Consider the following 26,159-nt stretch of genomic DNA (forward strand, 5'->3'; position numbering starts at 1 on the left):
AAGGGGATTGAAAGATTTTTTTATTTAACGTAAACAACTCCTAATTTCCCAAAAGCCACATCTCCACGGATAATCAAGGTTTTGCTGGTTGGCGCTAGAGGAGTATCTGCCTTGGCTACGCCACAGAAAGTTTCTACCTTTAAATCAACTCCCCAATGTTTAGGAACATAGATAACTGCATTCCCAAAACCGACTTCCACTTTCAGAGTTGCGCTATCTCCTAAAATCTCTGCATTGTCATAATAGATTTTGGCATTTCCAAAACCAACTTCTACTTGGTCGTCTACCAATTCTTGATTTTGCTTGTAGAAAGTCCCAGTCCCAAAAGCAACTTCCTTATCTGTAAGAATGGTCTTTTTACCATCATACCACCATTTTTTCCCATTCCAAGTTCTGTTAGAATGAGTGAGTGCGCTGACACCCATTACGATTAAAATACTTGCCCAGAACAATGACTGATTGGGAATTGGTAAAATGCCATAAAAGTGGTTAGCAATCATTAAGGCTACTAGAGCTGTAAAAGAGGCTGAAGTTAAGTGACGACGCAACAAAGCTCCAACTGATTGATAGGCAAAAAATGCAATACCAAGCAAGGGCCAAATTTGCCCACCGAATGAAGGGATTCCAAAATTTCCTTGTAATAATATTAAAGCTGCCAATACTAGCAACACAATACCAAATGCTTTCTTTTTCATGTTCTTACCTCATGTTTCTTAGATTTTCTTTTAGGAGGGATTGGTAATGTCGTGAGACATGAACCTCCTTATGGGTCTGATAAAAGGAAATGGTGCCCGTTCCTGAAAAGGACTTGTCCACCGAGTAAACCTGACGGATATTTGCGATAGTTGACTTGGATACTCGACTAAAATAGCGAGGCAGGATCGACTCTAACTCATAGAGTTTGAGCCGAACTTCGTAGGCATCTTTCTGGGTATGGGCATAAATCTTGCTACCTTCCGTCTCAAAGAAGAGAATTTCCGACAAATCCAGATAATATTCACCTGTTCCCTTATAAAAAATCAACCGAGGAGACTTGGATTCTTGCAAGAGCCGCTGTAAATCCGCAATCTCATCTGTCAAAGCCGCTGCCTTGATGACAATTTCAGTTTCCTCTAAATTGCTGTCAATTTCGATTCGTAACTTCATTCCATCTCCTTTCTGACTCTACTATATCAAAGCTAAAATAAGAAAACAAGAGCAAAAAAGCAAGTGGTTACTTTAGACCCGTAAGTGGTTGTAAGGCTACCCTAACTTACAGGTCAACATAGAAAGAAAATCACCCCCCACACAAGAGCACACATATAGCCAACCACTACATCCTTGGGATAATGCACGCCACCTAGAACTCGCACAAGGCCGAGGAGGGCTGACAAGACCAACAAGATAACCCCTACAGATAAACTAGCATGTAAGCAAGCCATGGAGATAATGGTTGCTGAAAAGACATGACGGCTGGGCATAGACTGACCAGGACTATCTCTGTCAAGCAAGGGTTTAATATCCCATTCCTCATAAGGCCTAGGAGTATTGATTTTCTTACGAAGAAGGGACAAAATAACAAAGCCTGATGCAGGGACAAACACATAGATCCAGACCTGTTTCTCAAGTCCTTGTTGGAGATAGACAGTTGCTAACAAGGTTAGATAAATTATAGGCATAACTACCGTCATAAAGCGATTGAAAGTTCTTAACAAGCTCAGAAGAAAGGGCCTATTTTCAATGTTAGCAGCAATGTAGTCATACCATTCTTGATAATTTTTCATATATTTTCTCATCACTTACTCAAATTTTGCTTACAGGGAAGCACTTGTCTTCTAGTATAGTGCAGAAAAAGAAGGCCGTCAAGCCTTCTTTCGATTTATTCTTCTGCTTCGTCTTCTGTAAATTGACTGTTGTAGAGGTCAGCGTAGAAACCAGCTTGCGCCATCAGCTCATCATGATTTCCTTGCTCGATGATATTTCCATCTTTCATAACCAGAATAAGATCAGCATTTCGGATAGTAGACAAGCGGTGGGCGATGACAAAGGAAGTTCTTCCCTCCATCAAACGGTCCATGGCTTTCTGGATTAATTCTTCCGTCCGTGTATCAACCGAAGAGGTCGCTTCATCTAGGATTAGGAGTGGTGCATCTTTCAGCAAAGCGCGAGCAATGGTCAAGAGTTGCTTTTGTCCGACAGACAAGGTCACTGTATCGTCCAAGACGGTATCGTAACCATCTGGGAGGGTCATAATAAAGTGATGAATCCCTACAGCCTTGCTGGCTTCAATCACGCGCTCATCGCTAATATCCTTTTGGTTATAGATAAGATTGTCTCGGATAGTGCCTTCAAAGAGCCAAGTGTCCTGCAAGACCATTGAAAAGGCATCATGCACTTCCGAACGCTTCATCTCCTTGGTATCCACACCATCGATACGGATGCTTCCCTTATCAATCTCATAGAACTTCATCAAAAGATTGACAATAGTTGTCTTCCCAGCTCCGGTCGGTCCGACAATGGCAACCTTTTGACCTGCATGAGCAGTCGCAGAAAAGTCATTAATGATGGTTCGCTCTGGTGTATAACCAAAGGAAACTCGATCAAAGACCACTTGCCCTTTCATATCGCTCAGCTGTCTTTCTTTATGAGATTCATCTTCCATTTCCTCTTCACCTAAGAATTCGAAGACACGTCCCATGGCTGCGCTAGTTTGCTGAAGACTGGTAATCCCTTGAGCAATTTGGGAAAGGGGCTGAGAAAAGATACGAACGTAGGCCATAAAGGCAACGATAATCCCGATACTAATCTGCCCATTCAGAGCCAAAGCTGCACCAACAATAATCACCAAGGCATAGCTAAAGTTCCCAATAAACATCATAATCGGCATCATAATCCCTGAAATAAACTGAGATTTCCAGATACTATCATACAGACGATGGTTTAATTTCGCAAACTCTTCTTTCGTGCTCTCGATAGCATTGTAGCTGGTCACCACATTATGACCAGAGTACATTTCTTCCACATAACCATTGACAGCTGCCAAATCCTGTTGCTGACTTTTAAAGAATCCCTGTGATTTGCCCATAAAGACAGACACGAAAGCAAAACCAATAAGAGTTGAAACAACCGTCACCAAAGCTAAAATCCAGTTCATACCAAACATGGTTACTAAGACAGCCACGACCAGTAAGCTAGATGAAAGAACTGTTCCTAGACTTTGATTGAGGGATTGGGCTGCAGTGTCAACGTCATTAGTCACACGAGACAAGGTATCTCCTTGAGAATGCCCATCAAAATATCCTAATGGAAGGCGATTGATTTTCTCTGCAATAGCTCTTCTCAAACGCTCTGAAAAACGTTGAATAGCTGTTGTAAACAGAAAGGCCTGCAAATAATTTGATAAAAGTCCAATCACATAGATGACGGCCAAAAAACCACCAATAGCTGCAACCGCCGCGACATCCACACTTGTTTCCAAACCACTGGCAATAATATTAGTCATTTCCTTGATACGGGTTGGACCATATACAGTAATGATATTGGATAAGATTGTTGCTAGAAAGGCGATTAGAAGGGCAAACTGGAGGCCTGCAAGATAGGGTTTACTCTGTTTCCAGAGAGACATTTTCTTATTTTCCATGTTCCAATTCCTCCTTCGATAGTTGTGAATAGGCAATTTCTTGGTAAACTTCGTTATTAGCTAGAAGTTCCTTGTGGGTGCCTTGTCCCACGACTTTTCCTTGATCCAAGACCAAAATCAAATCTGCATCCATAATCGTTGAAATACGCTGTGCAACGATAAGCTTGGTCATAGACTTGGTTTTCTCTGCTAGCTCTTGGCGTAGGACACGGTCTGTCTTGTAGTCCAAAGCTGAGAAGGAGTCATCAAAGATGAGGATTTCTGGCTTCCGAGCTAAGGCACGCGCAATTGCCAGACGCTGTCTTTGACCACCTGAGAAGTTGGTTCCTCCTTGGGCCACTTCTGACGATAAGCCCGCTTCCTTGTCTTCGATAAAGTTCTTAGACTGGGCCAACTCCAAAGCCTGCCACATAGCCTGTTCACTAAGTGGTGTTTCTTGACTGTGTCCAAAGTCCAAATTGCCCTTAACATCACCTGAAAAGAGAACCGCTTTCTGAGGAATATAACCAACCTTGTTGCGCAAATCTTTCAAGTCATAGTCTTGAACATTGACACCATCCACCAGAATTTCTCCTTCTGACACATCGTAGAAACGTGGAATCAGATTGACCAGAGTTGATTTACCAGAACCTGTTGACCCAATAAAGGCCACTGTTTGACCAGCTTCTGCTTTAAAGCTGACATGCTCGATAACCGCCTCCGAATTTGCCGCATAGCGGAAGGTCACATCCTTAAACTCGACCTGACCTTTGAGATTTTCATCAGCCAGCTGCGCTTGAGCAGGATTTTGGATAGAAGAATGTAAATCTAGAACCTGGTTAATCCGCTTGGCAGAGACCATGGTTCGGGGAAGAACGATGAAGAGCGCCCCCATGAGAAGGAAGCCCATGACAACCTGCATGGCATAAGACATGAAAACAACCATATCACTAAAGAGAGGCAGGCGCGCCGTCGGAGCAGCATCGTTGATTACATAGGCTCCAATCCAGTATATCGCCACACTCAAACCACTTGAAATTCCCATCATGATAGGATTCAAAATGGCCATGAGACGGTTGACAAACAAATTCAAGCGTGTCAATTCATCATTTGCTGCTGCAAATTTTTCATTTTGGTAATCCTCTGCATTGTAGGCACGAACGACGCGAATACCTGTTAAACTCTCACGAGTGATACTGTTCAGTTTATCTGTCAACCCCTGAATCAAGGACTGTTTTGGAAAGGCTAGCGTCATCAAAACAGTCGTCATCAGGACGTTGACAATCACTGCCACAAGTACGGCCCAGAGCCAGTATTCTGAATGGCCTAAAATCTTCCCGATAGCCCAGATAGCCATAATCGGACCACGCGTAACTACTTGCAAGCCCATGGTAATCAACATTTGAACTTGAGTAATGTCATTGGTAGTACGCGTCAAGAGGCTAGGAATAGAGAATTTCTTAATCTCTGTCTGCGAGTAATCCAAAACTCGGTTAAAAATATCACTTCTCAGCCTACTAGTATAAGAAGCGGCCACTCTGGACGAAAAAAATCCAACTGCAACTGCGGATAAGAAGGCTAGAAAGGACATTCCCACCATCATACCTGCTGGTTGCCATAACTCATCCAAGTTGGTTCTTTGACTTCCTAGTAAATTCGTAATTTTCGAGATATAGGTCGGCACTTCCAACTCTAGATAGACCGAAAAGCAAGTAAAGAGAATGGCTAGTAAAATCATCCCCCATTCTTTTCTACTAATTCGTTTGGCTAATTTCTTCATTCTCTCCTCCTATTCCCTTGATATTTGCCTGTAGTTGACCGAGAACTTTCTCAAAAATCAGTAATTCATCTTCATCAATGTCTTCCATCAACTTCTTGTCTATTCGTTCAAAAAAAGACTTAACCTGTTGCATCTGAGAACGTGCTTTGTCCGTCAAACGAACAAATTTTGCCCGCTTATCGCTAGGACTCGCCTCCAATTCCACCAAACCATTTTGCACCATACGCTTGACCAAATTACTAGCAACAGACTTGGTAATATTGAGTTCCTGCTCTATATCTTTAATCAAGACCAAGTCTTGGTTTTTCTCACGATTATCCAAAAAACGAACAACCTGACCTTGAGGCCCACCCATAAATTCAATACCACAACGTTTGGCTTCCTTTTGCACCATGAGGTGAATCTGATGACCAAAACGCTTAAAGACTAACATCGGTTTATCCATACTAACTCCTTTCTAACTATCACATTTAGTTCTCCTAGGAACTAAACAAGTTTCCATGAGAACTATTTTACCACTTTGAAAAGGGATGTCAAGAAAAAGTTTCCTAGAGAACTATTTTTCTTGATTCAAAAAATCCCAAGTGATTTTTTCACTTAGGATCATGTTCACTAGGTTAAATTAGAATCCATCTACGTTTGTGTAGATCTTTTGTACGTCTTCGTCGTCTTCAAGAACGCTGTAAAGTTTTTCAAAGGTTTCAAGATCATCGCCTGACAATTCCACTTCTGACTGAGGAATCATTTCCAATTCAGTCACTTGGAATTCTTCGATACCTGACTCACGAAGGGCAACGATAGCCTTATGAAGGTCAGTTGGAGCTGTGTAAACTGTGATTGTCCCTTCTTCTGCTTCTACATCATCCACATCCACATCTGCTTCTAGCAATTGCTCAAAGACCGCGTCCGCATCTTCACCTGCAAATACGATAACTCCCTTGTTGTCAAAGAGGTATGAAACTGAACCTGAAGCGCCCATGTTTCCGCCATTTTTACCAAAGGCTGCACGGACATTAGCCGCTGTACGGTTGACATTTGAAGTCAAAGTATCAACAATCAGCATAGAACCATTTGGTCCAAAACCTTCGTAACGTCCTTCTGTAAAGGTTTCGTCTGTGTTTCCTTTAGCCTTGTCCAAAGCTTTATCGATAACGTGTTTTGGCACTTGGGCTTGTTTAGCACGGTCGATAACGAATTTCAAGGCTGAGTTTGATTCTGGATCTGGATCACCTTTTTTAGCTGCTACATAGATTTCTACACCAAATTTTGCATATACTTTAGAGTTAGCTCCATCTTTAGCCGTTTTCTTGGCTACGATATTGGCCCATTTACGTCCCATTAGGAATCTCCTTTTTTCACATTTTAATCTTTCTTATTATAACACAAGTTTTTTCGATTTTCACTAGAGGAAATGGATTTTATTCAGTAAATACAACTAGGATAGCACTTTAGTTGCTAAAATTTCCTTGCCTTCTTTTATCAAGGGGTGACGAAACAGTGAGAAATACAGTTGAATGGTCATGGCAACCCAGATTAAGGGTTCGCAAAGGATAACTCCCTTATATCCTGCCCAAGGGATAATCAAAACCACAAAAGCGATTTTCCCGATTAGTTCGATAAAGCTAGAAACCAGAGGAAGGATTTTTTGCCCCAAACCCTGCAAACAATTGCGATAAATCAACAAGAGACTCAAAATAGGATAAAAGGCTGAACTGATTTGCAAGTACAGACTTCCATTTTCTATCAAGTAACCATTTGTCGAACTAGCCAAGAAGGAAACCAAGGTTGGACTGGCAAAAAAGAGGAAGATACAAACAAAAACTGCCCAGGATATACTTAGACGACTGCCGATTCGAAGTCCTTGAACAATGCGGTCTGGTCGCTTAGCTCCTAGATTCTGAGAAGCAAAGGTCGTCATTGATGCAGAAATAGCAGTCATGGGAAGAAGGGCGAAAGCCATAATGCGTCGAGCTGCCGTCTGGGCACTAATAATCACTGCACCAAAGGTATTAACAGAAGACTGTAAAATCACACTGCCGATCGATACAATTGAACTCATCAAACCCATAGCTAAACCTTGCTCCAAGAGATCAGCGTACAAAGCCTTGTTCCATTTGAAATGCTTGAGTTGAGGCAAAAGTTCTGGCACACTCTTACGGATATAATAAAAGCAGAGAACCGCTGATAAGCCTTGCGAAATGATGGTAGCAAGGCCTGCAGATTGAACTCCCAGATGCAATTGCGTAATGAAATAGAGATCCAGAACCACATTAACCAGAGCAGAGAAAATCAGAAATCCAAGGGCTGCTAGACTGTCCCCAATGGACCGCAACAAACCTGCAAAGAGATTATAAGCAAAGCTGACACCGACACAGGTCACAATCATAGAAATATATTGATAGGACTGAGGAAGGATTTCTGCAGGAGTATCTAAGTATTGCAAAAGAGGATACAGACCAAGAAAGCCCAGCAACATCACTACAATACTCAAAAGAGCACCTAAAATCCAGGTAGCTGCTACCGCTTCCTTGATTTTGGTGAAATTCCTAGCCCCATAATAGCGGGCAATGACAATCCCCATTCCATTACCAACACCAAGCGTAAAGCCTATAATCAAATCAAAAATAGCAGTTGTTGCCCCAACCGCAGCCAAGGAATCTTGACCAAGAAAACGTCCAACAATCAAGACATCAGCAGTATTATAGAGCTGTTGGAAAATATTGGACAGCAAGATTGGAAAGGCAAAACTCAAAAGCGAAGGAAGAATAGGACCATGAATCAGGTCCACTGTTCGTTTTTTATTCATAAGGCTATTATATCAGCTTTCTAAAGGAGCGACAAGAAACAGCAAACTATGCCAGAACTAGGCAATGAAAAAGCAGTGAATTTCTCCACTACTTTAACAGCTTATTCTTCAATTTCGATTTCAAGCTCGTCGCCTAGGTCAAGTGTCACTTCTTCATTCACAGAATCTGCTTGAACTACGTCATCTTTTTTAGTTTCAACACCTTCTACAGAAGCTTCTTCTCCATCAATCAAACCAAATTGAACACGGACTTGATGATCAATCTCATCAAAGACTTCTGGGTTATCTGCCAAGTATTTCTTAGCATTTTCAGAACCTTGCCCGATTTTCTCATCCTTATAAGAATACCAAGCCCCTGCTTTTTTGATGATATCCAAATCGCTTGCAACCTTCAAAAGCTCACCGGTCTTAGAAATTCCTTCTCCGTACATGATTTCAACGAAGGCTTCTTTAAATGGTGGAGCCACCTTGTTTTTCACGACCTTGATCTTGGTTTCTTTACCGACGTTGGTGTCTTTTTGGTCACCAGTTCCCTTGATTTGCGTGCTTCCACGAACATCCAAACGGACTGATGCGTAGAATTTCAAGGCACGTCCACCAGGAGTTGTTTCTGGATTTCCAAACATGACCCCAACTTTTTCACGCAATTGGTTGATGAAGATGGCAATTGTTTTGGTTTTATTGATAGAAGCACCAAGTTTACGCATGGCCTGACTCATCATACGAGCCTGCAAACCAACGTGGCTATCTCCGATATCTCCATCAATTTCCGCACGAGGGACAAGGGCCGCAACGGAGTCGACTACGACAAGGTCAACTGCACCTGAGTCAATCAATTTTCCTGCAATCTCAAGACCTTGCTCTCCTGAATCTGGTTGAGACAAGAGCAATTCGTCAATATTGACCCCAAGAGCCGCAGCATAAGCTGGATCAAGGGCATGCTCCGCATCGATAAAGGCTGCAATCCCACCTTCTTTTTGCGCTTGTGCAACTGCATGAAGGGCAACCGTTGTCTTACCAGATGACTCTGGCCCATAGATTTCGATGATACGTCCCTTAGGATAACCACCTGAACCAAGGGCAATATCAAGAGCCAAGGAACCTGAGCTCATCACTTGCACCTTTTGCTCTGCACGCTCACCCAAACGCATGATTGAACCCTTACCAAAGTCTTTCTCAATCAATTTAAGAGCGTCATTCAAGGCTTTTTCACGTTCTGCCCCGAATTTTTTTGAAATTTCATCTAATTTTTTTGGTTTTTTCGCCATTCTATTCTCCTACATTCTAATGGTCCTCAGACCTATCTACTATTATATCAAAAGTTAGTCACTTAATAAAGCCTTGCGAACTAGGTTAAAGGCATGCATAACCGCAATGTGACGTACATCTGCTCGACTTCTGCCTCCAATATTGACCTTGATAACCTCAGTTCCTTGCTCTTGAGCCAAGCCTATGAAGACTGTCCCAGCTGGATGTCCTTCCAGGCTATCTGGTCCTGCCACTCCAGTCAAACTAAGGCCAAAATCAGACTGGGTCTTGATTCGTGCCTGCTCAGCCATCTTCTGAGCTGTAAATTCAGATACCACACCGTGCTCTTCCAAATCCTTGACAGGAATATCCAACATTTTTGATTTTTCCTCCAAGCTATAGGTCACAAAACCACCCTTAAATATACTTGAAGCACCCGAAAAATCCGCTACCCTAGCTTGGAAAAGACCAGCCGTCAAACTCTCTGCAGCCGTGATAGTTTTCCCTTGCCTTTTCAGTTCTTCTACCACAATGCTAGCTAAACTAGTTTCTTCCCCATAACCATAACAAAGTTTTCGTAAAGAAAGGCCTTCAAAAGTTTGACGATTCAAGATTTGATTTTCTAAGATATCCAGCGCTTGATTCGCCTCTTCTTGACTGCTAACCTTTGTTGACAGACGCAGAGTGACTTCTCCTGTCTTGGCATAAGGCGCTAAGGTCGGATCTGTTTGATTGTCAATCAAATCAGCCAAAATGGTCACCAACTGACTTTCGCCAATTCCAAAGAAACGAAGAACTCGGGAATACAGCTTGCTTCCTGTCATCAACTTGGGTAGAAGTTGGTTTAAAACCATGGGTTTCAATTCACTTGGCGGACCAGGAAGGACAACGTAGGTCACTCCTTCGACTTCTAATATTCCTCCCACAGCCAGTCCTGTTTCATTTGGCAGCGGAGTCGCCCCTTCTACAAGTTGAGCTTGTCTTTCATTATTCGGTGTTCGGGCATAGTCTGGTCTCTGGGCAAAAAAGACATCCAACTTCGCCTGTGCCTGAGGATCGAAGACTAATTTTTTCCCTAAGAATTTAGCCAGGGTTTGTTTGGTCAAATCGTCCTCAGTTGGCCCCAAACCGCCTGTCAAAATCAGCAGGCTGCTACGTTGACTGGCAATCTCAAGCAGGGATAAGAGACGAGCTTCATTGTCTCCTACAGCCGTCTGAAAATATACATCTACCCCAATCTCTGCTAGTTTTTCCGACAAAAACTGAGCATTGGTATTGACAATCTGTCCTGTCAAAATCTCTGTTCCAACAGCAATGATTTCTGCTTTCATGTTTCCTCCTACCTATCTATTCGTATTTTTTTGAAAAAATCGCAGGAAATTTCCCACGATTTTAACTATAAAATAGATTATTCTACATCTTCTTGATTTATTGTATTATTAATCATACCTGTTCCCAAACCGGTATTATTTCGATTTCCGAAAATATCTTCATATAAGACAGCATTTGTCTCTAACTCTGTCACCTTCGGTTTATCAAGTGAGGTTCTCAAAAGATTCTGGATTTCTAACAAATGGTTAGCAGTTACAATTTGATAAGATGTCCCTTGCAATTCGGCATCTTCTCCTCGTAATTGTTGAGTTTCAATCGTTTTAAACGAGTCCTGGTAACCTAACAAGCTTGGAATACTTTTCGCAGATAGATCAATATTAGTCTGCATATTGGTACTTAAGGCTTTTAGGATAGATTGATAGTGACTAACACTATTCAAGCTAAGAACTTTTTCAACAACCTTTTGAATGACTTCACGCTGACGCTTCTGACGTCCGTAGTCCCCTTCTGGATCCTGGTAGCGCATGCGAGAATAAACAAGCGCTTCTTCTCCATTTATTGTCTGCTCTCCAACACCGATAGAAATGGTGTTAAATTCCTCTTGGTCACTGATAGAAATCGGGAAACCTAGTGTATTATTAACCGTAATCCCGCCCACTGCATCTACCAATTGTTGCAAACCTTGCATATTGACCATAATATAGCGGTCAATATGGATATTCATCATCCTTTGAATCGTTGAGATAGCTAATTCTGCACCTCCTCCAGCATAAGCTGCGTTCAGTTTCGCTTCTTCGATTTGACCATCTTTATGCTGAATTTTCGTCAAAATATCTCTCTCTAAACTCAACATCATAGTCTTTTTCGTATGCGGATTAACCGTCAAGAGAATCATAGAATCACTATTCCCCTCCCAAGGGTCAGTTCGTTCAACGTTTCCAGTATCAACCCCCATTAAAAGGATCGTTAAGGGTTCAGTCGCCTCAATAACATTGGTTTCTTCCCCAATCTTTTTATAGGTTTTTGATAAGGTTTGTGTACCTTGCTGATAAATGGTATAAGCAAAGACACCCACACCCAAAACTGTCACAGCTAGAAAAGCTAGCACCATTCCAATAATTTTTTTAACCATATTTCTACTAATCTATCAGTTTACCCATCAAGTAAACATCGATAAATTTCCCTTCTTCTATGTACGCACCGCGCTCTTGTCTACCTTCAATTACAAAGCCATATTTTTGATATAGATGAACTGCAGCTTGATTACGAGTTTGGACAGTTAGTTGAAGTCGACGAAGAATACCACTAGCTTGTGCCCACTCTATCGCTTCTTCTATCAACAAACTTCCCAATCCATTATTCCAATATTTCTGACCAATCACAATGAAGAGATCTCCAATATGACGAACTCTCTTACGTTGATCAGCTGTGATATTTACAAGACCAGCAATTTCATCATTCAGCAAGGCCAGTAAAGTGATTTGATTTTCCGAGTGAGCCTGTTTATCCAAAAACAACTCCATCTCAGTATCTGTCATCAAAATGCCATTCCTATCCAGACTGGTAAAATCTGTTTCTACACTGACACGATTTAAAAAGGCCACTAATTCAGCCGCATCTTCAACTTCTGCTTCCCTAATGAGCAACTCATACTCCATGTTGAAGCTCCTTTAAGAGTTTTTCTGCACGCAAACCCTTGGCTTTGAAGTTTAATCTGCGACCGTCTTCTTCTTTTAGAATTTCCAATTCTAAATAAGTATCTGGCAAGGCATCACCTAAAAGATGCCCCCACTCGATGACAGTTACCCCACCACCAAAGAGAAACTCATCTAAATCAATAGAATCAGCATCCCCCTCTATACGATAAACATCTAGGTGGTAAAGTGGAAGACGACCTTCATACTCTCTTACGATAGTGTAGGTTGGACTCTTAATCATCTGAAAAATATGTAATCCTTTAGCAAGACCTTTTGTAAATGTCGTTTTGCCTGCTCCAAGTTCACCAGTTAAAATTAAGACATCATTCTTTTCTAATAAATAGCCCAAACGTTCACCTAAGGACTGTAACTCTTCTTCGTTTTTAGTGTACATGTTTCTATTATACCAAAAAGTTGTCCTTTGTCTAGGTATTATCTATGAATTCCATATTATAAATTGTAAAACTAGAACTATCTCTTTTTTTGTTCTTAAAATAGAAACAGCAAGAAGACAACTAACAAGATATCTCTCATCAAATGACTGTAAAATGAAACTTCCCAGCGAATGACTTTTGGCACCAACAGTCCTAGAAATAGCATTCCCAAGGCAATATAAAAGGTCATGGACAATAGCATCCAAGGATTTCTGAGAAAGATTAGAGTAGCTAGTCCACTAATAAAACAGATTTCCTTCTTTCCTAAAATCTTTTTCAATCCATTTAAATACTTCTGAATCGGTAAAAAGACTAGCAAATCAATACCAAATAAGAAAAAGAAACTAGGTAGAAAGGCTTCCACAAACCCTTCTACGGATGTATTTCCTGCAAGGATATGCTCTATGACAATTAAGGCTAAACCCAAAATGTTTACTAAGAGCAAGAGACTATACAAGAATTGTTGCTTATCTTCCTTAAAAACTGAATAAGATTGATTTCCCTGTCCTCTATAGTAGTTTACCCCTGCACCAATACTGGCAAGGAGCAACATGCCAATTAAATAATAGAAGCAGTTTTGATTTAACATCAAGGCCCAAGTCGATAAACTTAAACAAGAACAGCTACTAAGTCCAAAAACCGTCAGCAATAACAAAACACGAATTTGCTTTTTCATTTTTTCCATCATTCTTCCTCCCTTACTTGCTCTTATTATAGGCTAGAAATCCTCCCCATTGCTAGAATATTTCTCAACTGTCAGTTTTCTACTCTAAAATGCAAAAAAGTTTGATGCAAGTAACCCTTACATCAAACTTTTACTACTTTCCGTCAAACCAAAGAGCAATTTCTCGCTTAGCTGACTCTTCTGAATCTGACCCATGTACAACATTTTGGATAGCTTGGTTTTCACTAGCAGCTTTTGCAAAATCACCTCGAATAGTTCCTGGTAAAGCTTCTTCTGGACGAGTCGCACCCATCATAGTCCGCCAAGTTTCGATTACTTTGGGGCCTGAAATGATACCCACAAGAACAGGGTCTGAAGTCATAAATTCACGAATCGGTGGGTAAAAACTTTGACCAACCAAGTCCTGATAGTGCTGATCAATCAACTCTTCTGAAACCTGTGAACGCAACTCCAATTTTTCGATTGTAAATCCACGTTGTTCAATGCGTTTCAACACCTCACCCACTAATCCTCTTTTTACACCGTCTGGTTTAATGATAAAAAATGTTTGTTCCATACCTGTCTCCTTTGTCAGCTTCTTTCTTTTATACTCTTCGAAAATCTCTTCAAACCACGTCAACGTCGCCTTACCGTAGGTATGGTTACTGACTTCGTCAGTTCTATCCACAACCTCAAAACAGTGTTTTGAGCTGACTTCGTCAGTTCTATCTACAACCTCAAAGCAGTGCTTTGAGCAACCTGCGGCTAGTTTCCTAGTTTGCTCTTTGATTTTCATTGAGTATTATTTTACCACATTTCGTGAAAAAATGGAGAAAGTTTTCAGAAAAATGAGAGAACCCGAGGGCTCTCTCATTCTCTTTTATTCTACTGTTTCTTCCACAGTTTCAACGGCAGCATCCACAACTACTTCTGTTGTTTCTTCATTTCCTTCTTCCTCTACTGGAGGATTAAGGTATTCTTCTTCGTTGACAGCATGTGGTTCAAGGTTACGATAACGAGCCATACCAGTACCAGCTGGGATGATCTTACCGATGATAACATTTTCCTTGAGTCCAAGGAGATGGTCTTTCTTACCACGGATAGCTGCGTCAGTAAGGACACGAGTTGTTTCCTGGAAGGAAGCCGCTGACAAGAAACTATTTGTTTCAAGTGAGGCTTTGGTAATTCCCATAAGAACTGGGCGACCTGTCGCTGGAACTCCACCTGCGATAAGGACATCTTTGTTGGCATCTGTAAAGTCATTGATATCCATGAGGGTACCCATGAGAAGATCTGTGTCACCTGGATCCATGACACGGACTTTACGGATCATTTGACGAACCATTACCTCGATGTGTTTGTCACCGATTTCTACCCCTTGGCTACGGTAAACTTTTTGTACTTCACCGAGAAGGTAAGTTTCAACTGACAAGACATCGCGAACTGCAAGGAGACGTTTTGGTTGGATAGAACCTTCTGTAAGAGCAGCACCACGCGCTACTTGGTCTCCAACTTCAACACGCATACGAGCTGTAAATGGAACGACGTACTCACCTTCACCAGTTTCACCCTTAACAAAGACTTTCTTAGTACGAGTTGATGCATCTTCTTCGATAGCAGTAACTTGTCCTTTAACCTCTGTGATAACCGCTTCCCCTTTAGGATTGCGGGCTTCAAAGATTTCTTGAACACGAGGAAGACCCTGAGTGATATCGGTATTTGAGGCAACCCCACCCGTGTGGAAGGTACGCATTGTAAGCTGTGTACCAGGTTCCCCGATAGATTGGGCAGCGATTGTACCAACTGCTTCACCAACTTCAACCGCATCACCAGTCGCCAAGTTGATACCGTAACAGTGACGGCAGACACCGTGACGAGTGTTACATGTAAATACGGAACGGATAGTCACTTCTTCCACACCAGCATTGACAATTTCACGCGCCTTGTCTTCTGTAATCAATTCATTTGGACCGATAATCACTGCACCAGTTTCTGGATGTTTAACAGTTTTCTTAGTGTAACGACCATTGAGACGCTCCTCGAGAGACTCAATCATTTCTTTTCCTTCTGCGATAGAGCGGATCAAGAGACCACGGTCAGTTCCACAGTCGTCCTCACGGATGATAACATCTTGGGCAACGTCAACCAAACGACGAGTCAAGTAACCTGAGTCGGCTGTCTTAAGGGCCGTATCGGTCATACCTTTACGGGCACCGTGAGTTGAGAAGAACATTTCCAATACTGACAAACCTTCGCGGAAGTTTGAAAGGATTGGCAATTCCATGATACGTCCGTTCGGAGCAGCCATCAGACCACGCATACCGGCAAGCTGTGAGAAGTTTGAGATGTTACCACGGGCTCCAGAGTCCATCATCATAACGATTGGGTTCTTAGGATCTTGGTTGGCAATCAAACGTTTCTCTAGTTTTTCACGGGCAGCACGCCATTCAGCTGTAACAGCATTGTAACGCTCGTCGTCTGTGATCATACCACGACGGAATTGTTTTGTGATTTGTTCTACACGTTTGTGTGATTCTTCAATGATTTCAGCCTTGTCATCAACGACTGGGATATCGGCAATACCCACTGTCAATCCTGCAAGAGTTGAGTGGTGATAACCGAGGTTCTTCATACGGTCAAGTAGGGCAGAAGTTTCTGTCGTACGGAAACGTTTGAAGATTTCAGCGATGATATTTCCAAGATTTTTCTTCTTGAATGGAGGGTTAAGTTCAAGATTGCTGATAGCTTCCTTGATATCTCCACCAAGTGGCAAGAAGTATTTAGCTGGAACGCCTTCTGTCAAGTTGGCATTGTTTGGTTCTTGCAAGTATGGTAGACCCTCTGGCATGATGTCGTTGAAGAGGATTTTACCAACTGTTGTAAGCAAGACCTTGTGTTTTTGCTCTTCTGTCCAAGGTTTGTTGAGGCTATCTGTTGCAATACCAACACGTGAGTGAAGGTGAACATAACCATTACGGTAAGCCATAACCGCTTCGTCACGGTCTTTGAAGACCATTCCTTCACCTTCACGACCAGCTTCTTCCATCGTCAAGTAGTAGTTACCCAAAACCATGTCCTGAGATGGAGTAACAACTGGTTTACCATCTTTGGGGTTCAAGATATGCTCAGCAGCCAACATCAAGATACGAGCTTCTGCTTGGGCTTCTTCTGAAAGCGGTACGTGGATGGCCATTTGGTCCCCGTCAAAGTCGGCATTGTAGGCTTCACAGACAAGTGGGTGCAAGCGAAGAGCCTTACCATCAATCAAGACTGGCTCGAAGGCTTGGATACCCAAACGGTGAAGGGTCGGTGCGCGGTTCAAAAGCACTGGGTGTTCTTTAATCACTTCTTCGAGGATATCCCAGATGCGTTCATCTCCACGTTCGACCAAGCGTTTAGCTGCTTTCACGTTTTGCACGATATCACGTGCAACGATTTCACGCATCACGAATGGCTTAAAGAGCTCGATCGCCATTTCACGTGGCACACCACATTGGTACATCTTAAGAGTTGGGCCAACGGCGATAACGGAACGTCCTGAGAAGTCAACACGTTTACCGAGCAAGTTTTGACGGAAGCGTCCTTGTTTACCTTTAAGCATGTGGCTCAATGATTTCAGTGGACGGCTACCTGGTCCTGTGATTGGACGACCACGACGACCATTGTCAATCAAAGCGTCAACCGCTTCTTGAAGCATACGCTTCTCATTTTGAACGATGATACCTGGTGCATTCAACTCAAGCAAACGAGCCAAACGGTTGTTACGGTTGATAACACGGCGGTAAAGGTCATTCAAGTCAGATGAGGCAAAACGGCCACCATCCAACTGCAACATTGGACGAAGATCTGGTGGAATAACCGGAAGAATGTTGAGAATCATCCATTCAGGTTTGTTACCAGACTTATAAAAGGCATCCAAAACATCCAAACGACGGATAGCTTTGACACGTTTTTGTCCAGTAGCTGTTTTCAACTCTTCTTTGAGTTCAGCAATTTCTTTTTCAAGATCTACTTGTTTCAAAAGGTCTTGGATGGCTTCGGCACCCATCTTGGCAACGAATGATCCATAACCATACTCACGCAAACGCTCACGGTATTCGCGCTCTGTCATGATAGACTTGTGCTCAAGTGGTGTATCCTTAGGATCAATCACCACATAAGCCGCAAAGTAGATAACTTCCTCGAGGGCACGAGGGCTCATATCAAGGGTCAAGCCCATACGGCTTGGAATCCCCTTGAAGTACCAGATGTGAGATACAGGAGCTTTCAACTCAATGTGCCCCATACGCTCACGACGAACTTTTGTGCGCGTTACTTCAACCCCACAACGGTCACAAACAATTCCTCTGTAACGAATGCGTTTGTACTTACCACAAGCACATTCCCAGTCTTTTGTAGGACCAAAGATAACTTCATCAAAGAGCCCTTCACGTTCTGGTTTTAAGGTACGGTAATTGATTGTTTCAGGTTTTTTGACTTCTCCATAAGACCATGAACGGACTTTACTTGGAGAAGCTAGGGTGATTTGCATACTTTTAAAACGATTTACATCAACCACTATTTCTTCCCTTTCTATTCTAAGTGAACTGCTTTTTCTTACTCAGCAGCTTCTTCTGTTGCTTCCGCTTTTGTTGCTTTCTCAGCTTCTTCAGCTTCAAAAGCTGCTTTAGCCTCTTGGGCTGCTTTTTCGCGGGCTTTTTCAAGGTCATCTACGTGGATGACATCTTCGTCCATTCCTTCATCCAAGTCACGAAGTTCCACTTCTTGGTCATCTTCGTCAAGAACACGCATGTCAAGACCAAGTGATTGCAATTCTTTGACAAGAACTCGGAAGGATTCTGGAACACCTGGTTTTGGAATTGGTTTTCCTTTTGTAATAGCTTCATAAGCTTTCAAACGTCCATTGATATCGTCAGACTTGTAAGTCAAGATTTCTTGAAGAACATTTGATGCACCGTAGGCTTCAAGAGCCCAAACCTCCATCTCACCGAAACGTTGTCCACCAAACTGAGCTTTACCTCCGAGTGGTTGTTGGGTAACGGTTGAGTATGGTCCGACTGAACGCGCGTGCAATTTATCATCAACCATGTGGTGGAGTTTGATCATGTACATGACCCCGACAGAAACACGGTTATCAAACGGTTCCCCAGTACGGCCATCGTAAAGGATTGTTTTGGCATCACTATCCATACCTGCTTCTTTAACAGTTGACCAAAGGTCTTCAGAACTTGCTCCGTCAAAGACTGGTGTTGCGATGTGAATACCAAGAGTACGAGCCGCCATACCAAGGTGGAGCTCCATAACCTGACCGATATTCATACGTGATGGCACCCCAAGTGGGTTCAACATGATGTCGACTGGAGTTCCGTCTGGAAGGTAAGGCATGTCTTCTACAGGCACGATACGAGAGACAACCCCTTTATTTCCGTGACGTCCGGCCATCTTATCTCCAACCTTAATCTTACGTTTTTGAGCGATGTAGACGCGAACCAGCATGTTAACACCTGATTGCAGCTCATCTCCATTTGCACGTGTAAAGATCTTAACATCACGAACGACACCATCAGCACCGTGTGGTACACGAAGAGAAGTATCACGCACTTCACGTGACTTGTCTCCAAAGATAGCGTGCAAGAGACGTTCTTCAGCTGAAAGGTCTTTCTCACCCTTAGGTGTTACTTTACCTACAAGGATATCCCCTTCTTTAACCTCAGCACCGATACGGATAATACCCATTTCGTCAAGGTCTTTAAGAGCGTCTTCCCCAACGTTTGGAATTTCACGAGTAATTTCTTCAGGCCCAAGCTTTGTATCGCGTGTTTCTGATTCGTATTCTTCAAGGTGGACAGATGTGTAGACATCGTCTTTCACCAAGCGTTCGCTCATGATAACGGCATCCTCGAAGTTGTAACCTTCCCAAGTCATGTAGGCAACGATTGGGTTTTGTCCAAGCGCCATTTCTCCATTTTCCATAGAAGGTCCGTCAGCGATGAAATCGCCTTTTTCAACGACATCGCCAACTTTTACGAGAGTGCGTTGGTTGTAGGCAGTACCTGAGTTTGAACGACGGAATTTTTGGATGTGGTAAACGTCCAATGAACCATCTTCACGACGAACTTCTACCTTGTCAGCATCTGCATAAGTAACTTTACCGTCATACTGAGCAATCACAGCAGCTCCTGAATCATGGGCTGCTTGGTATTCCATACCAGTACCAACGTAAGGTGCTTTAGGATTAATCAACGGCACAGCCTGACGTTGCATGTTGGCTCCCATAAGGGCACGGTTGGAGTCATCGTTTTCCAAGAAAGGAATACATGCTGTCGCAACGGCAACTACCTGTTTTGGTGATACGTCCATATAGTCAACAACATTAGCTGGATACTCTTGGTTGACCCCTTGGTGACGTCCCATGACAACTTTCTCAGCAAATGTTCCATCTTCATTCAGACGAGAATTAGCCTGTGCTACAGTAAATTCATCTTCTTCATCGGCTGTCAACCAAACGATTTCGTTGGTAACAACACCTGTTTCACGGTCAACCTTACGGTATGGTGTTTGAACAAAACCATACTTATTCAAGTGTCCGTAAGATGACAAGTTATTGATCAAACCGATGTTAGGTCCTTCAGGTGTCTCGATTGGACACATACGGCCGTAGTGAGTGTAGTGCACGTCACGTACTTCATATCCAGCGCGGTCACGTGTCAAACCACCAGGTCCTAAGGCTGATAAACGGCGTTTGTGAGACAACTCAGAAAGCGGGTTGTGTTGGTCCATGAACTGTGACAACTGTGATGAACCAAAGAATTCTTTAACCGCAGCTGTTACAGGACGGATATTGATAATTTGTTGTGGTGTCAAGACTTCGTTGTCCTGAACAGACATACGTTCACGGACATTACGTTCCATACGAGAAAGTCCAAGACGTACTTGGTTGGCAAGCAATTCACCAACCGCACGGATACGACGGTTCCCAAGGTGGTCGATATCATCTACACGGCCAAGTCCTTCAGCCAAGTTGAGGAAGTAACTCATCTCAGCAAGAATATCTGCAGGAGTGACGATACGAACCTTGTCATCTGGATTGGCATTACCAATGATGGTTACAACACGGTCTGGATCCGTTGGTGCAACAACCTTGAACTTTTGAAGAACAACAGGCTCAGTCACAACGGCTGCATCATTTGGAATGTAGACAATCTTATTCAAATCACCATCCAAATGGCTTTCAATGCTTTCAATCACACTACGAGTCATGATTGTTCCAGCTTCTACCAAGATTTCTCCAGTTTCAGGATCTACCAATGGCTCTGCAATGGTTTGGTTGAGCAAACGTGTTTTAACATTGAGTTTTTTATTGATTTTGTAACGACCAACAGCTGCCAAGTCATAACGACGTGGATCAAAGAAACGAGCCACAAGCAAGCTACGTGAGCTTTCAGCAGTCTTAGGCTCACCTGGACGAAGACGTTCGTAAATTTCTTTCAAGGCTTCGTCGGTACGAGAGTCCATTGGGTTCTTATGGATATCTTTTTCAACAGTGTTGCGAACCAATTCGCTGTCACCAAAAATATCAAAGATTTCATCATCACCTGAGAAACCAAGCGCACGAACCAATGTCGTAAATGGAATCTTACGAGTACGGTCGATACGAGTGTAGGCGATATCTTTTGAGTCACTTTCAAGTTCCAACCAAGCTCCACGGTTAGGGATAACAGTTGAACCGTAGCCCACTTTACCGTTTTTATCAACTTTATCGTTAAAGTAAACACCTGGTGAGCGGACCAACTGAGATACGATGATACGTTCACCACCATTGATGATGAAAGTACCCATTTCTGTCATGATTGGGAAATCACCAAAGAAAACTTCTTGAGTTTTGATTTCGCCTGTTTCTTTATTGATCAAGCGGAAGGTTACAAAAATTGGTGCTGAGTAGCTAGCATCGTGGATACGAGCCTCTTCTAGCGTGTATTTTGGTTCCTTGATTTCATATCCAACAAATTCCAACTCCATTGTGTCTGTGAAGTTTGAAATTGGCAATACATCTTCAAACACTTCCTTAAGACCATGGTCTAGGAAATCTTTGAATGAGTCAGTTTGAATTTCAATCAAATTTGGTAAGTCAAGAACTTCTTTGATTCTTGAAAAACTACGACGGGTACGATGTTTCCCGTATTGAACGTCATGTCCTGCCAAGATGATTCTCCTTTGTAAATAAGTTCCAAGCCTTGTCAATCAGGCTTTTCTAATCGTCATATGGTTTTAAAAACCCCTATCACCGTGTCCCTTTGATAAATTTTCAGAATCTTTAAGTCTTTGTTACAAGTACTCAAAATCCTGAAAAAAAGCACAAAAAGAGCAGCTAAATCTGACTTTTTCAGAAGATTTAACTGCTGTGAGTCTTGTCTGGACAATATTTCAGACAAAACCTACGACAAATGATTACTCATATTATACCCTATTTAGCTAGATTGTTCAAGGGGATTGACGAATTTTTGACAAAATCTTTTCCTATAAGAAAGACTGGCTGAATCATAACAAAATTTGTTGCGATTTTTCTTTTAGTTTAATTTTAGGAAAACGCTTGCATATTGTTTTACTACGTGCTATACTGATAAAGAAATTCATTTATAGGAGATTGATTATGAAAAGAACACCATCTCACACTGAGAAAAAAATGGTTTACAGCATCCGTTCCCTCAAAAATGGAACTGGTTCTGTCCTTATTGGAGCAAGCCTTGTCCTGCTTGCCATGGCTACACCAACTATCTCAGCAAACGAAAATACTACAAGCAATAAGGGAACTAGTAATGAAACTACTACTGCCCTTGCACAACCTCTTACTGATACAGTAGTTAACTCTGGTAAGAACGAAAGTGATATTTCTTCGCCTAATAATGCAAACGCTTCCCTAGAGAAAACAGAAGAAAAACCTGCAACAGAGGCAACCACTCCTGCTGCAACCCCAGCCGATTCAGCACCACAAACCGGGCAAGATCGTTCAAGTGAACCAACTACTTCTACGAGTCCAGTAACAAATGAAACTAAAGCAGAAGAGCCAATCGAAGACAACTACTTCCGTATCCATGTCAAAAAACTTCCTGAAGAAAACAAGGATGCTCAAGGGCTATGGACTTGGGACGATGTTGAAAAACCATCTGAAAATTGGCCAAACGGAGCCTTGTCCTTCAAGGATGCCAAAAAAGATGACTATGGCTATTACCTAGATATCAAATTAAAGGGAGAGCAAGCCAAGAAAATTAGCTTCCTCATCAATAATACAGCTGGGAAAAATCTGACCGGCGATAAATCGGTAGAAAAACTGGCACCAAAGATGAATGAGGCTTGGTTGGACCAAGATCACAAGGTTTTCTCTTACGAGCCACAACCTGCAGGAACTGTTCGCGTCAACTACTACCGCACAGATGGCAACTATGACAAGAAATCTCTCTGGTACTGGGGAGATGTGAAAGAGCCAAGTAGTGGTGAATGGCCCAACGGAACAGACTTTACGGCTACAGGCAAATATGGTCGCTATATCGATATTCCACTCAAAGATGCAGCTAAAGACCTTGGATTTTTATTACTAGACAGAAACAAACAAGGAGACGATGTGAAAATCCGTAAAGAAGATTATAAGTTCACAGATTTAAAAAATCATAGCCAAATCTTCCTAAAAGACGATGATGAATCGATTTACACAAATCCATACTATGTCCATGATATCCGTATGACAGGAGCCCAACACGTAGGCACTTCTAGCATTGAAAGTAGTTTTTCAACACTAGTCGGTGCCAAAAAAGAAGATATCCTCAAACACTCCAACATCACTAATCACCTAGGAAACAAGGTAACTATCACCGATGTTTCAATCGATGAAGCTGGCAAGAAAGTGACCTACAGCGGAGATTTCTCTGACACAAAACATCCGTATACTGTTAGCTACAATTCCGACCAATTCACTACCAAAACAAGCTGGCGACTTAAAGATGAGACATACAGCTATGATGGTAAACTTGGAGCCGACCTCAAAGAAGAAGGAAAACAAGTTGATTTGACCCTTTGGTCACCAAGTGCTGATAAGGTTTCTGTCGTTGTCTACGACAAGAATAACCCTGAAAAAGTGGTTGGAACTGTCGCTCTTGAAAAAGGGGAAAAAGGTACTTGGAAACAAACTCTAGATAGCACAAACAAATTAGGAATCACAGATTTCACTGGCTACTATTATCAATACCAGATCGAGCGTCAGGGTAAAACTGTTCTTGCACTCGATCCTTACGCTAAATCCCTCGCTGCTTGGAATAGTGATGATGCCAAGATCGACGATGCCCATAAAGTGGCTAAAGCTGCCTTTGTAAATCCAGCCAAACTAGGACCTCAAGACTTAACTTATGGTAAGATTCACAACTTCAAGACTCGTGAAGATGCCGTTATCTACGAAGCTCATGTGCGTGACTTCACTTCAGATCCTGCCATTGCAAAAGACTTGACCAAACCATTTGGTACCTTTGAAGCCTTTATTGAAAAACTAGACTATCTCAAAGACTTAGGTGTGACCCACATCCAGCTCCTTCCAGTCTTGTCTTACTACTTTGTCAATGAATTGAAAAACCATGAACGCTTGTCTGACTATGCTTCAAGCAACAGCAACTATAACTGGGGATATGATCCTCAAAACTACTTCTCCTTGACTGGTATGTATTCAAGCGATCCTAAAAATCCAGAAAAACGAATCGCAGAATTTAAAAACCTCATCAACGAAATCCACAAACGTGGCATGGGAGCTATCCTAGATGTCGTTTATAACCATACAGCCAAGGTCGATATCTTTGAAGATTTAGAGCCAAACTACTACCACTTTATGGATGCTGACGGAACACCTCGAACTAGCTTTGGTGGTGGACGCTTGGGGACAACCCACCATATGACCAAACGGCTCCTAGTTGACTCTATCAAATATCTAGTTGATACCTACAAAGTTGATGGCTTCCGTTTCGATATGATGGGAGACCATGATGCCGCTTCTATCGAAGAAGCGTACAAGGCTGCACGCGCCCTCAATCCAAACCTCATCATGCTTGGTGAAGGTTGGAGAACCTATGCTGGTGATGAAAACATGCCTACTAAAGCTGCTGACCAAGATTGGATGAAACATACCGATACTGTCGCTGTCTTTTCAGATGACATCCGTAACAACCTCAAGTCTGGTTATCCAAACGAAGGCCAACCTGCCTTTATCACAGGTGGCAAGCGTGATATCAACACCATCTTCAAAAATCTCATTGCTCAACCAACCAACTTTGAAGCTGACAGCCCTGGAGATGTCATCCAATACATCGCAGCCCATGATAACTTGACCCTCTTTGACATCATCGCCCAATCTATCAAAAAAGATCCAAGCAAAGCTGAGAACTATGCTGAAATCCACCGTCGTTTGCGACTTGGAAATCTCATGGTCTTGACAGCTCAAGGAACTCCGTTTATCCACTCCGGTCAGGAATATGGACGTACTAAACAATTCCGTGACCCAGCCTACAAGACTCCAGTAGCAGAGGATAAGGTTCCAAACAAATCTCACTTGTTGCGTGATAAGGACGGCAATCCATTTGACTATCCTTACTTCATACATGACTCTTACGATTCGAGTGATGCTATTAACAAGTTTGACTGGACTAAGGCTACAGATGGAAAAGCATATCCTGAAAATGTCAAGAGCCGTGACTATATGAAAGGTTTGATTGCCCTTCGTCAATCTACAGATGCCTTCCGACTTAAGAGTCTCCAAGATATCAAAGACCGTGTCCACCTCATCACTGTTCCAGGCCAAAATGGTGTGGCAAAAGAGGACGTGGTAATTGGCTACCAAATCACTGCTCCAAATGGGGATATCTACGCAGTCTTTGTCAATGCGGACGAAAAAGCTCGCGAATTTAATTTGGGAACTGCCTTTGCACATCTCAGAAATGCTGAAGTTTTAGCAGATGAAAACCAAGCAGGGCCAGTCGGAATTGCCAACCCGAAAGGACTTGAGTGGACTGAAAAAGGCTTGAAATTAAATGCCCTTACAGCTACTGTTCTTCGAGTCTCTCAAGGCGGTGCCATTGTTGCCCCAGCTGTGGAAGAAAAACCAGAATTTGATCTTTCTAGCTTAAAACAAGAACAAGGGCAAAATAATAGCCAAGGCCATATTTCAAACCCAGTAATCAAATCTGAACATCAAGAACCAGCTCCACAAGCTAAACCTGACTCTACTAAACCAGATGCCAAAGTAGCTGATGCAGAAGATAAACCCAAGCAAGCTACAACTGATTCACAACCAGCACAAGAAGCACAACCATCATCTGTAAGTGAAGCTGTTCAAAACGAATCGGTAGAAAACTCTAGCAAGGAAAATATACCTGCGCCCCTAGCTAAACAAGCTGAACTTCCAAATACAGGAACCAAAAATGATCACAAACTTCTGTTTGCAGGAATTAGTCTCCTTGCACTCCTAGGTCTCGGGTTCTTGTTAAAAAACAAAAAAGAGAACTAAACTAGCCCTCCTATAGAACAATCCCCCAAGCCTTAACGCTCGGGGGATTGATTTTTGCACAA

General features: G+C 42.4%; 18 protein-coding genes. 1 reads left to right on the plus strand and 17 read right to left on the minus strand.

The genetic code is table 11. From position 1 onward, the window contains the following. Nucleotides 1–20: 20 nt before the first annotated feature. From ACLNCV_RS00300 to rpoB, 17 genes are all read right to left on the minus strand, one after another. A complete protein-coding gene (locus tag ACLNCV_RS00300) occupies nucleotides 21–695 on the minus strand; it encodes a LiaF transmembrane domain-containing protein (protein WP_060627473.1) in 675 nt (224 codons plus the stop codon). 4 nt (nucleotides 696–699) lie between these two features. Then, nucleotides 700–1,146: a LytTR family DNA-binding domain-containing protein gene (locus ACLNCV_RS00305; protein ID WP_000776607.1), complete on the minus strand. Its 447-nt coding sequence runs from the start codon at nucleotides 1,144–1,146 to the stop codon at nucleotides 700–702. A 113-nt stretch (nucleotides 1,147–1,259) separates the two neighbouring features. After that, nucleotides 1,260–1,763, minus strand: coding sequence for a phosphatase PAP2 family protein (locus tag ACLNCV_RS00310; RefSeq protein ID WP_060627471.1), 504 nt, complete (start codon nucleotides 1,761–1,763; stop codon nucleotides 1,260–1,262). A gap of 95 nt (nucleotides 1,764–1,858) precedes the next feature. Beyond that, entirely contained in the window at nucleotides 1,859–3,619 is a 1,761-nt protein-coding gene (locus ACLNCV_RS00315) for an ABC transporter ATP-binding protein/permease (protein WP_261126529.1), read from the minus strand. Continuing rightward, on the minus strand, nucleotides 3,609–5,378 hold the full coding sequence (locus tag ACLNCV_RS00320; RefSeq protein ID WP_060627467.1) for an ABC transporter ATP-binding protein: 1,770 nt from the start codon (nucleotides 5,376–5,378) through the stop codon (nucleotides 3,609–3,611). The genes ACLNCV_RS00315 and ACLNCV_RS00320 overlap by 11 nt, the downstream gene beginning before the upstream one ends. Continuing rightward, complete coding sequence (locus ACLNCV_RS00325; RefSeq protein ID WP_084929789.1) at nucleotides 5,353–5,823, minus strand: MarR family winged helix-turn-helix transcriptional regulator; 471 nt, start codon at nucleotides 5,821–5,823, stop codon at nucleotides 5,353–5,355. Before ACLNCV_RS00325 ends, ACLNCV_RS00320 begins: the two co-directional genes overlap by 26 nt. A 177-nt stretch (nucleotides 5,824–6,000) precedes the next feature. Then, nucleotides 6,001–6,717, minus strand: a complete 717-nt coding sequence (locus ACLNCV_RS00330; protein WP_000532882.1) for a YebC/PmpR family DNA-binding transcriptional regulator — start codon at nucleotides 6,715–6,717, stop codon at nucleotides 6,001–6,003. A 96-nt stretch (nucleotides 6,718–6,813) separates the two neighbouring features. Continuing rightward, entirely contained in the window at nucleotides 6,814–8,184 is a 1,371-nt protein-coding gene (locus ACLNCV_RS00335; RefSeq protein WP_261126527.1) for an MATE family efflux transporter, read from the minus strand. 101 nt (nucleotides 8,185–8,285) lie between these two features. Beyond that, nucleotides 8,286–9,452 carry a recombinase RecA gene (gene recA / locus ACLNCV_RS00340; RefSeq protein ID WP_064276728.1) on the minus strand — a complete coding sequence of 389 codons (1,167 nt, stop codon included), beginning with the start codon at nucleotides 9,450–9,452 and terminating at the stop codon, nucleotides 8,286–8,288. 54 nt (nucleotides 9,453–9,506) lie between these two features. After that, complete coding sequence (locus tag ACLNCV_RS00345) at nucleotides 9,507–10,763, minus strand: competence/damage-inducible protein A (RefSeq protein ID WP_004256720.1); 1,257 nt, start codon at nucleotides 10,761–10,763, stop codon at nucleotides 9,507–9,509. A gap of 77 nt (nucleotides 10,764–10,840) precedes the next feature. After that, nucleotides 10,841–11,896 carry a glycopolymer--peptidoglycan transferase LytR gene (lytR, locus tag ACLNCV_RS00350; protein WP_084925604.1) on the minus strand — a complete coding sequence of 352 codons (1,056 nt, stop codon included), beginning with the start codon at nucleotides 11,894–11,896 and terminating at the stop codon, nucleotides 10,841–10,843. A gap of 7 nt (nucleotides 11,897–11,903) precedes the next feature. Then, the gene (locus ACLNCV_RS00355; RefSeq protein WP_261126525.1) at nucleotides 11,904–12,422 is read right to left on the minus strand and encodes a GNAT family N-acetyltransferase; all 519 of its coding nucleotides are present in this window, start codon (nucleotides 12,420–12,422) and stop codon (nucleotides 11,904–11,906) included. Beyond that, complete coding sequence (gene tsaE, locus ACLNCV_RS00360; protein WP_084928783.1) at nucleotides 12,412–12,855, minus strand: tRNA (adenosine(37)-N6)-threonylcarbamoyltransferase complex ATPase subunit type 1 TsaE; 444 nt, start codon at nucleotides 12,853–12,855, stop codon at nucleotides 12,412–12,414. Before tsaE ends, ACLNCV_RS00355 begins: the two co-directional genes overlap by 11 nt. Before the next feature lie 95 nt (nucleotides 12,856–12,950). Then, nucleotides 12,951–13,580 (minus strand): competence protein, encoded by a 630-nt coding sequence (locus ACLNCV_RS00365; protein ID WP_261120328.1) that lies wholly within the window; start codon nucleotides 13,578–13,580, stop codon nucleotides 12,951–12,953. 133 nt (nucleotides 13,581–13,713) lie between these two features. Beyond that, nucleotides 13,714–14,136, minus strand: coding sequence for a nucleoside-diphosphate kinase (ndk, locus tag ACLNCV_RS00370; RefSeq protein WP_084928885.1), 423 nt, complete (start codon nucleotides 14,134–14,136; stop codon nucleotides 13,714–13,716). A gap of 303 nt (nucleotides 14,137–14,439) precedes the next feature. After that, the gene (gene rpoC / locus ACLNCV_RS00375) at nucleotides 14,440–18,117 is read right to left on the minus strand and encodes a DNA-directed RNA polymerase subunit beta' (protein WP_185756756.1); all 3,678 of its coding nucleotides are present in this window, start codon (nucleotides 18,115–18,117) and stop codon (nucleotides 14,440–14,442) included. A 38-nt stretch (nucleotides 18,118–18,155) separates the two neighbouring features. Then, nucleotides 18,156–21,761, minus strand: a complete 3,606-nt coding sequence (gene rpoB, locus ACLNCV_RS00380) for a DNA-directed RNA polymerase subunit beta (RefSeq protein ID WP_120769758.1) — start codon at nucleotides 21,759–21,761, stop codon at nucleotides 18,156–18,158. 448 nt (nucleotides 21,762–22,209) lie between these two features. On the opposite strand from rpoB, the gene ACLNCV_RS00385 reads away from it, so the two are divergent. After that, nucleotides 22,210–26,097, plus strand: a complete 3,888-nt coding sequence (locus tag ACLNCV_RS00385) for a pullulanase (protein ID WP_261022478.1) — start codon at nucleotides 22,210–22,212, stop codon at nucleotides 26,095–26,097. Nucleotides 26,098–26,159: the final 62 nt, after the last annotated feature.

Origin of the sequence: Streptococcus sp. CL5.50, assembly GCF_049738015.1 — a bacterium.
Lineage (GTDB): Bacteria > Bacillota > Bacilli > Lactobacillales > Streptococcaceae > Streptococcus > Streptococcus mitis_CA.

Bases quoted from the DNA above. Each gene is read 5' to 3' on its own strand.
- ACLNCV_RS00300 (WP_060627473.1), bottom strand. From the start codon at position 695: ATGAAAAAGAAAGCATTTGGTATTGTGTTGCTAGTATTGGCAGCTTTA.
- ACLNCV_RS00305 (WP_000776607.1), bottom strand. From the start codon at position 1,146: ATGAAGTTACGAATCGAAATTGACAGCAATTTAGAGGAAACTGAAATT.
- ACLNCV_RS00310 (WP_060627471.1), bottom strand. From the start codon at position 1,763: ATGAAAAATTATCAAGAATGGTATGACTACATTGCTGCTAACATTGAA.
- ACLNCV_RS00315 (WP_261126529.1), bottom strand. From the start codon at position 3,619: ATGGAAAATAAGAAAATGTCTCTCTGGAAACAGAGTAAACCCTATCTT.
- ACLNCV_RS00320 (WP_060627467.1), bottom strand. From the start codon at position 5,378: ATGAAGAAATTAGCCAAACGAATTAGTAGAAAAGAATGGGGGATGATT.
- ACLNCV_RS00325 (WP_084929789.1), bottom strand. From the start codon at position 5,823: ATGGATAAACCGATGTTAGTCTTTAAGCGTTTTGGTCATCAGATTCAC.
- ACLNCV_RS00330 (WP_000532882.1), bottom strand. From the start codon at position 6,717: ATGGGACGTAAATGGGCCAATATCGTAGCCAAGAAAACGGCTAAAGAT.
- ACLNCV_RS00335 (WP_261126527.1), bottom strand. From the start codon at position 8,184: ATGAATAAAAAACGAACAGTGGACCTGATTCATGGTCCTATTCTTCCT.
- recA (WP_064276728.1), bottom strand. From the start codon at position 9,452: ATGGCGAAAAAACCAAAAAAATTAGATGAAATTTCAAAAAAATTCGGG.
- ACLNCV_RS00345 (WP_004256720.1), bottom strand. From the start codon at position 10,763: ATGAAAGCAGAAATCATTGCTGTTGGAACAGAGATTTTGACAGGACAG.
- lytR (WP_084925604.1), bottom strand. From the start codon at position 11,896: ATGGTTAAAAAAATTATTGGAATGGTGCTAGCTTTTCTAGCTGTGACA.
- ACLNCV_RS00355 (WP_261126525.1), bottom strand. From the start codon at position 12,422: ATGGAGTATGAGTTGCTCATTAGGGAAGCAGAAGTTGAAGATGCGGCT.
- tsaE (WP_084928783.1), bottom strand. From the start codon at position 12,855: ATGTACACTAAAAACGAAGAAGAGTTACAGTCCTTAGGTGAACGTTTG.
- ACLNCV_RS00365 (WP_261120328.1), bottom strand. From the start codon at position 13,580: ATGGAAAAAATGAAAAAGCAAATTCGTGTTTTGTTATTGCTGACGGTT.
- ndk (WP_084928885.1), bottom strand. From the start codon at position 14,136: ATGGAACAAACATTTTTTATCATTAAACCAGACGGTGTAAAAAGAGGA.
- ACLNCV_RS00385 (WP_261022478.1), top strand. From the start codon at position 22,210: ATGAAAAGAACACCATCTCACACTGAGAAAAAAATGGTTTACAGCATC.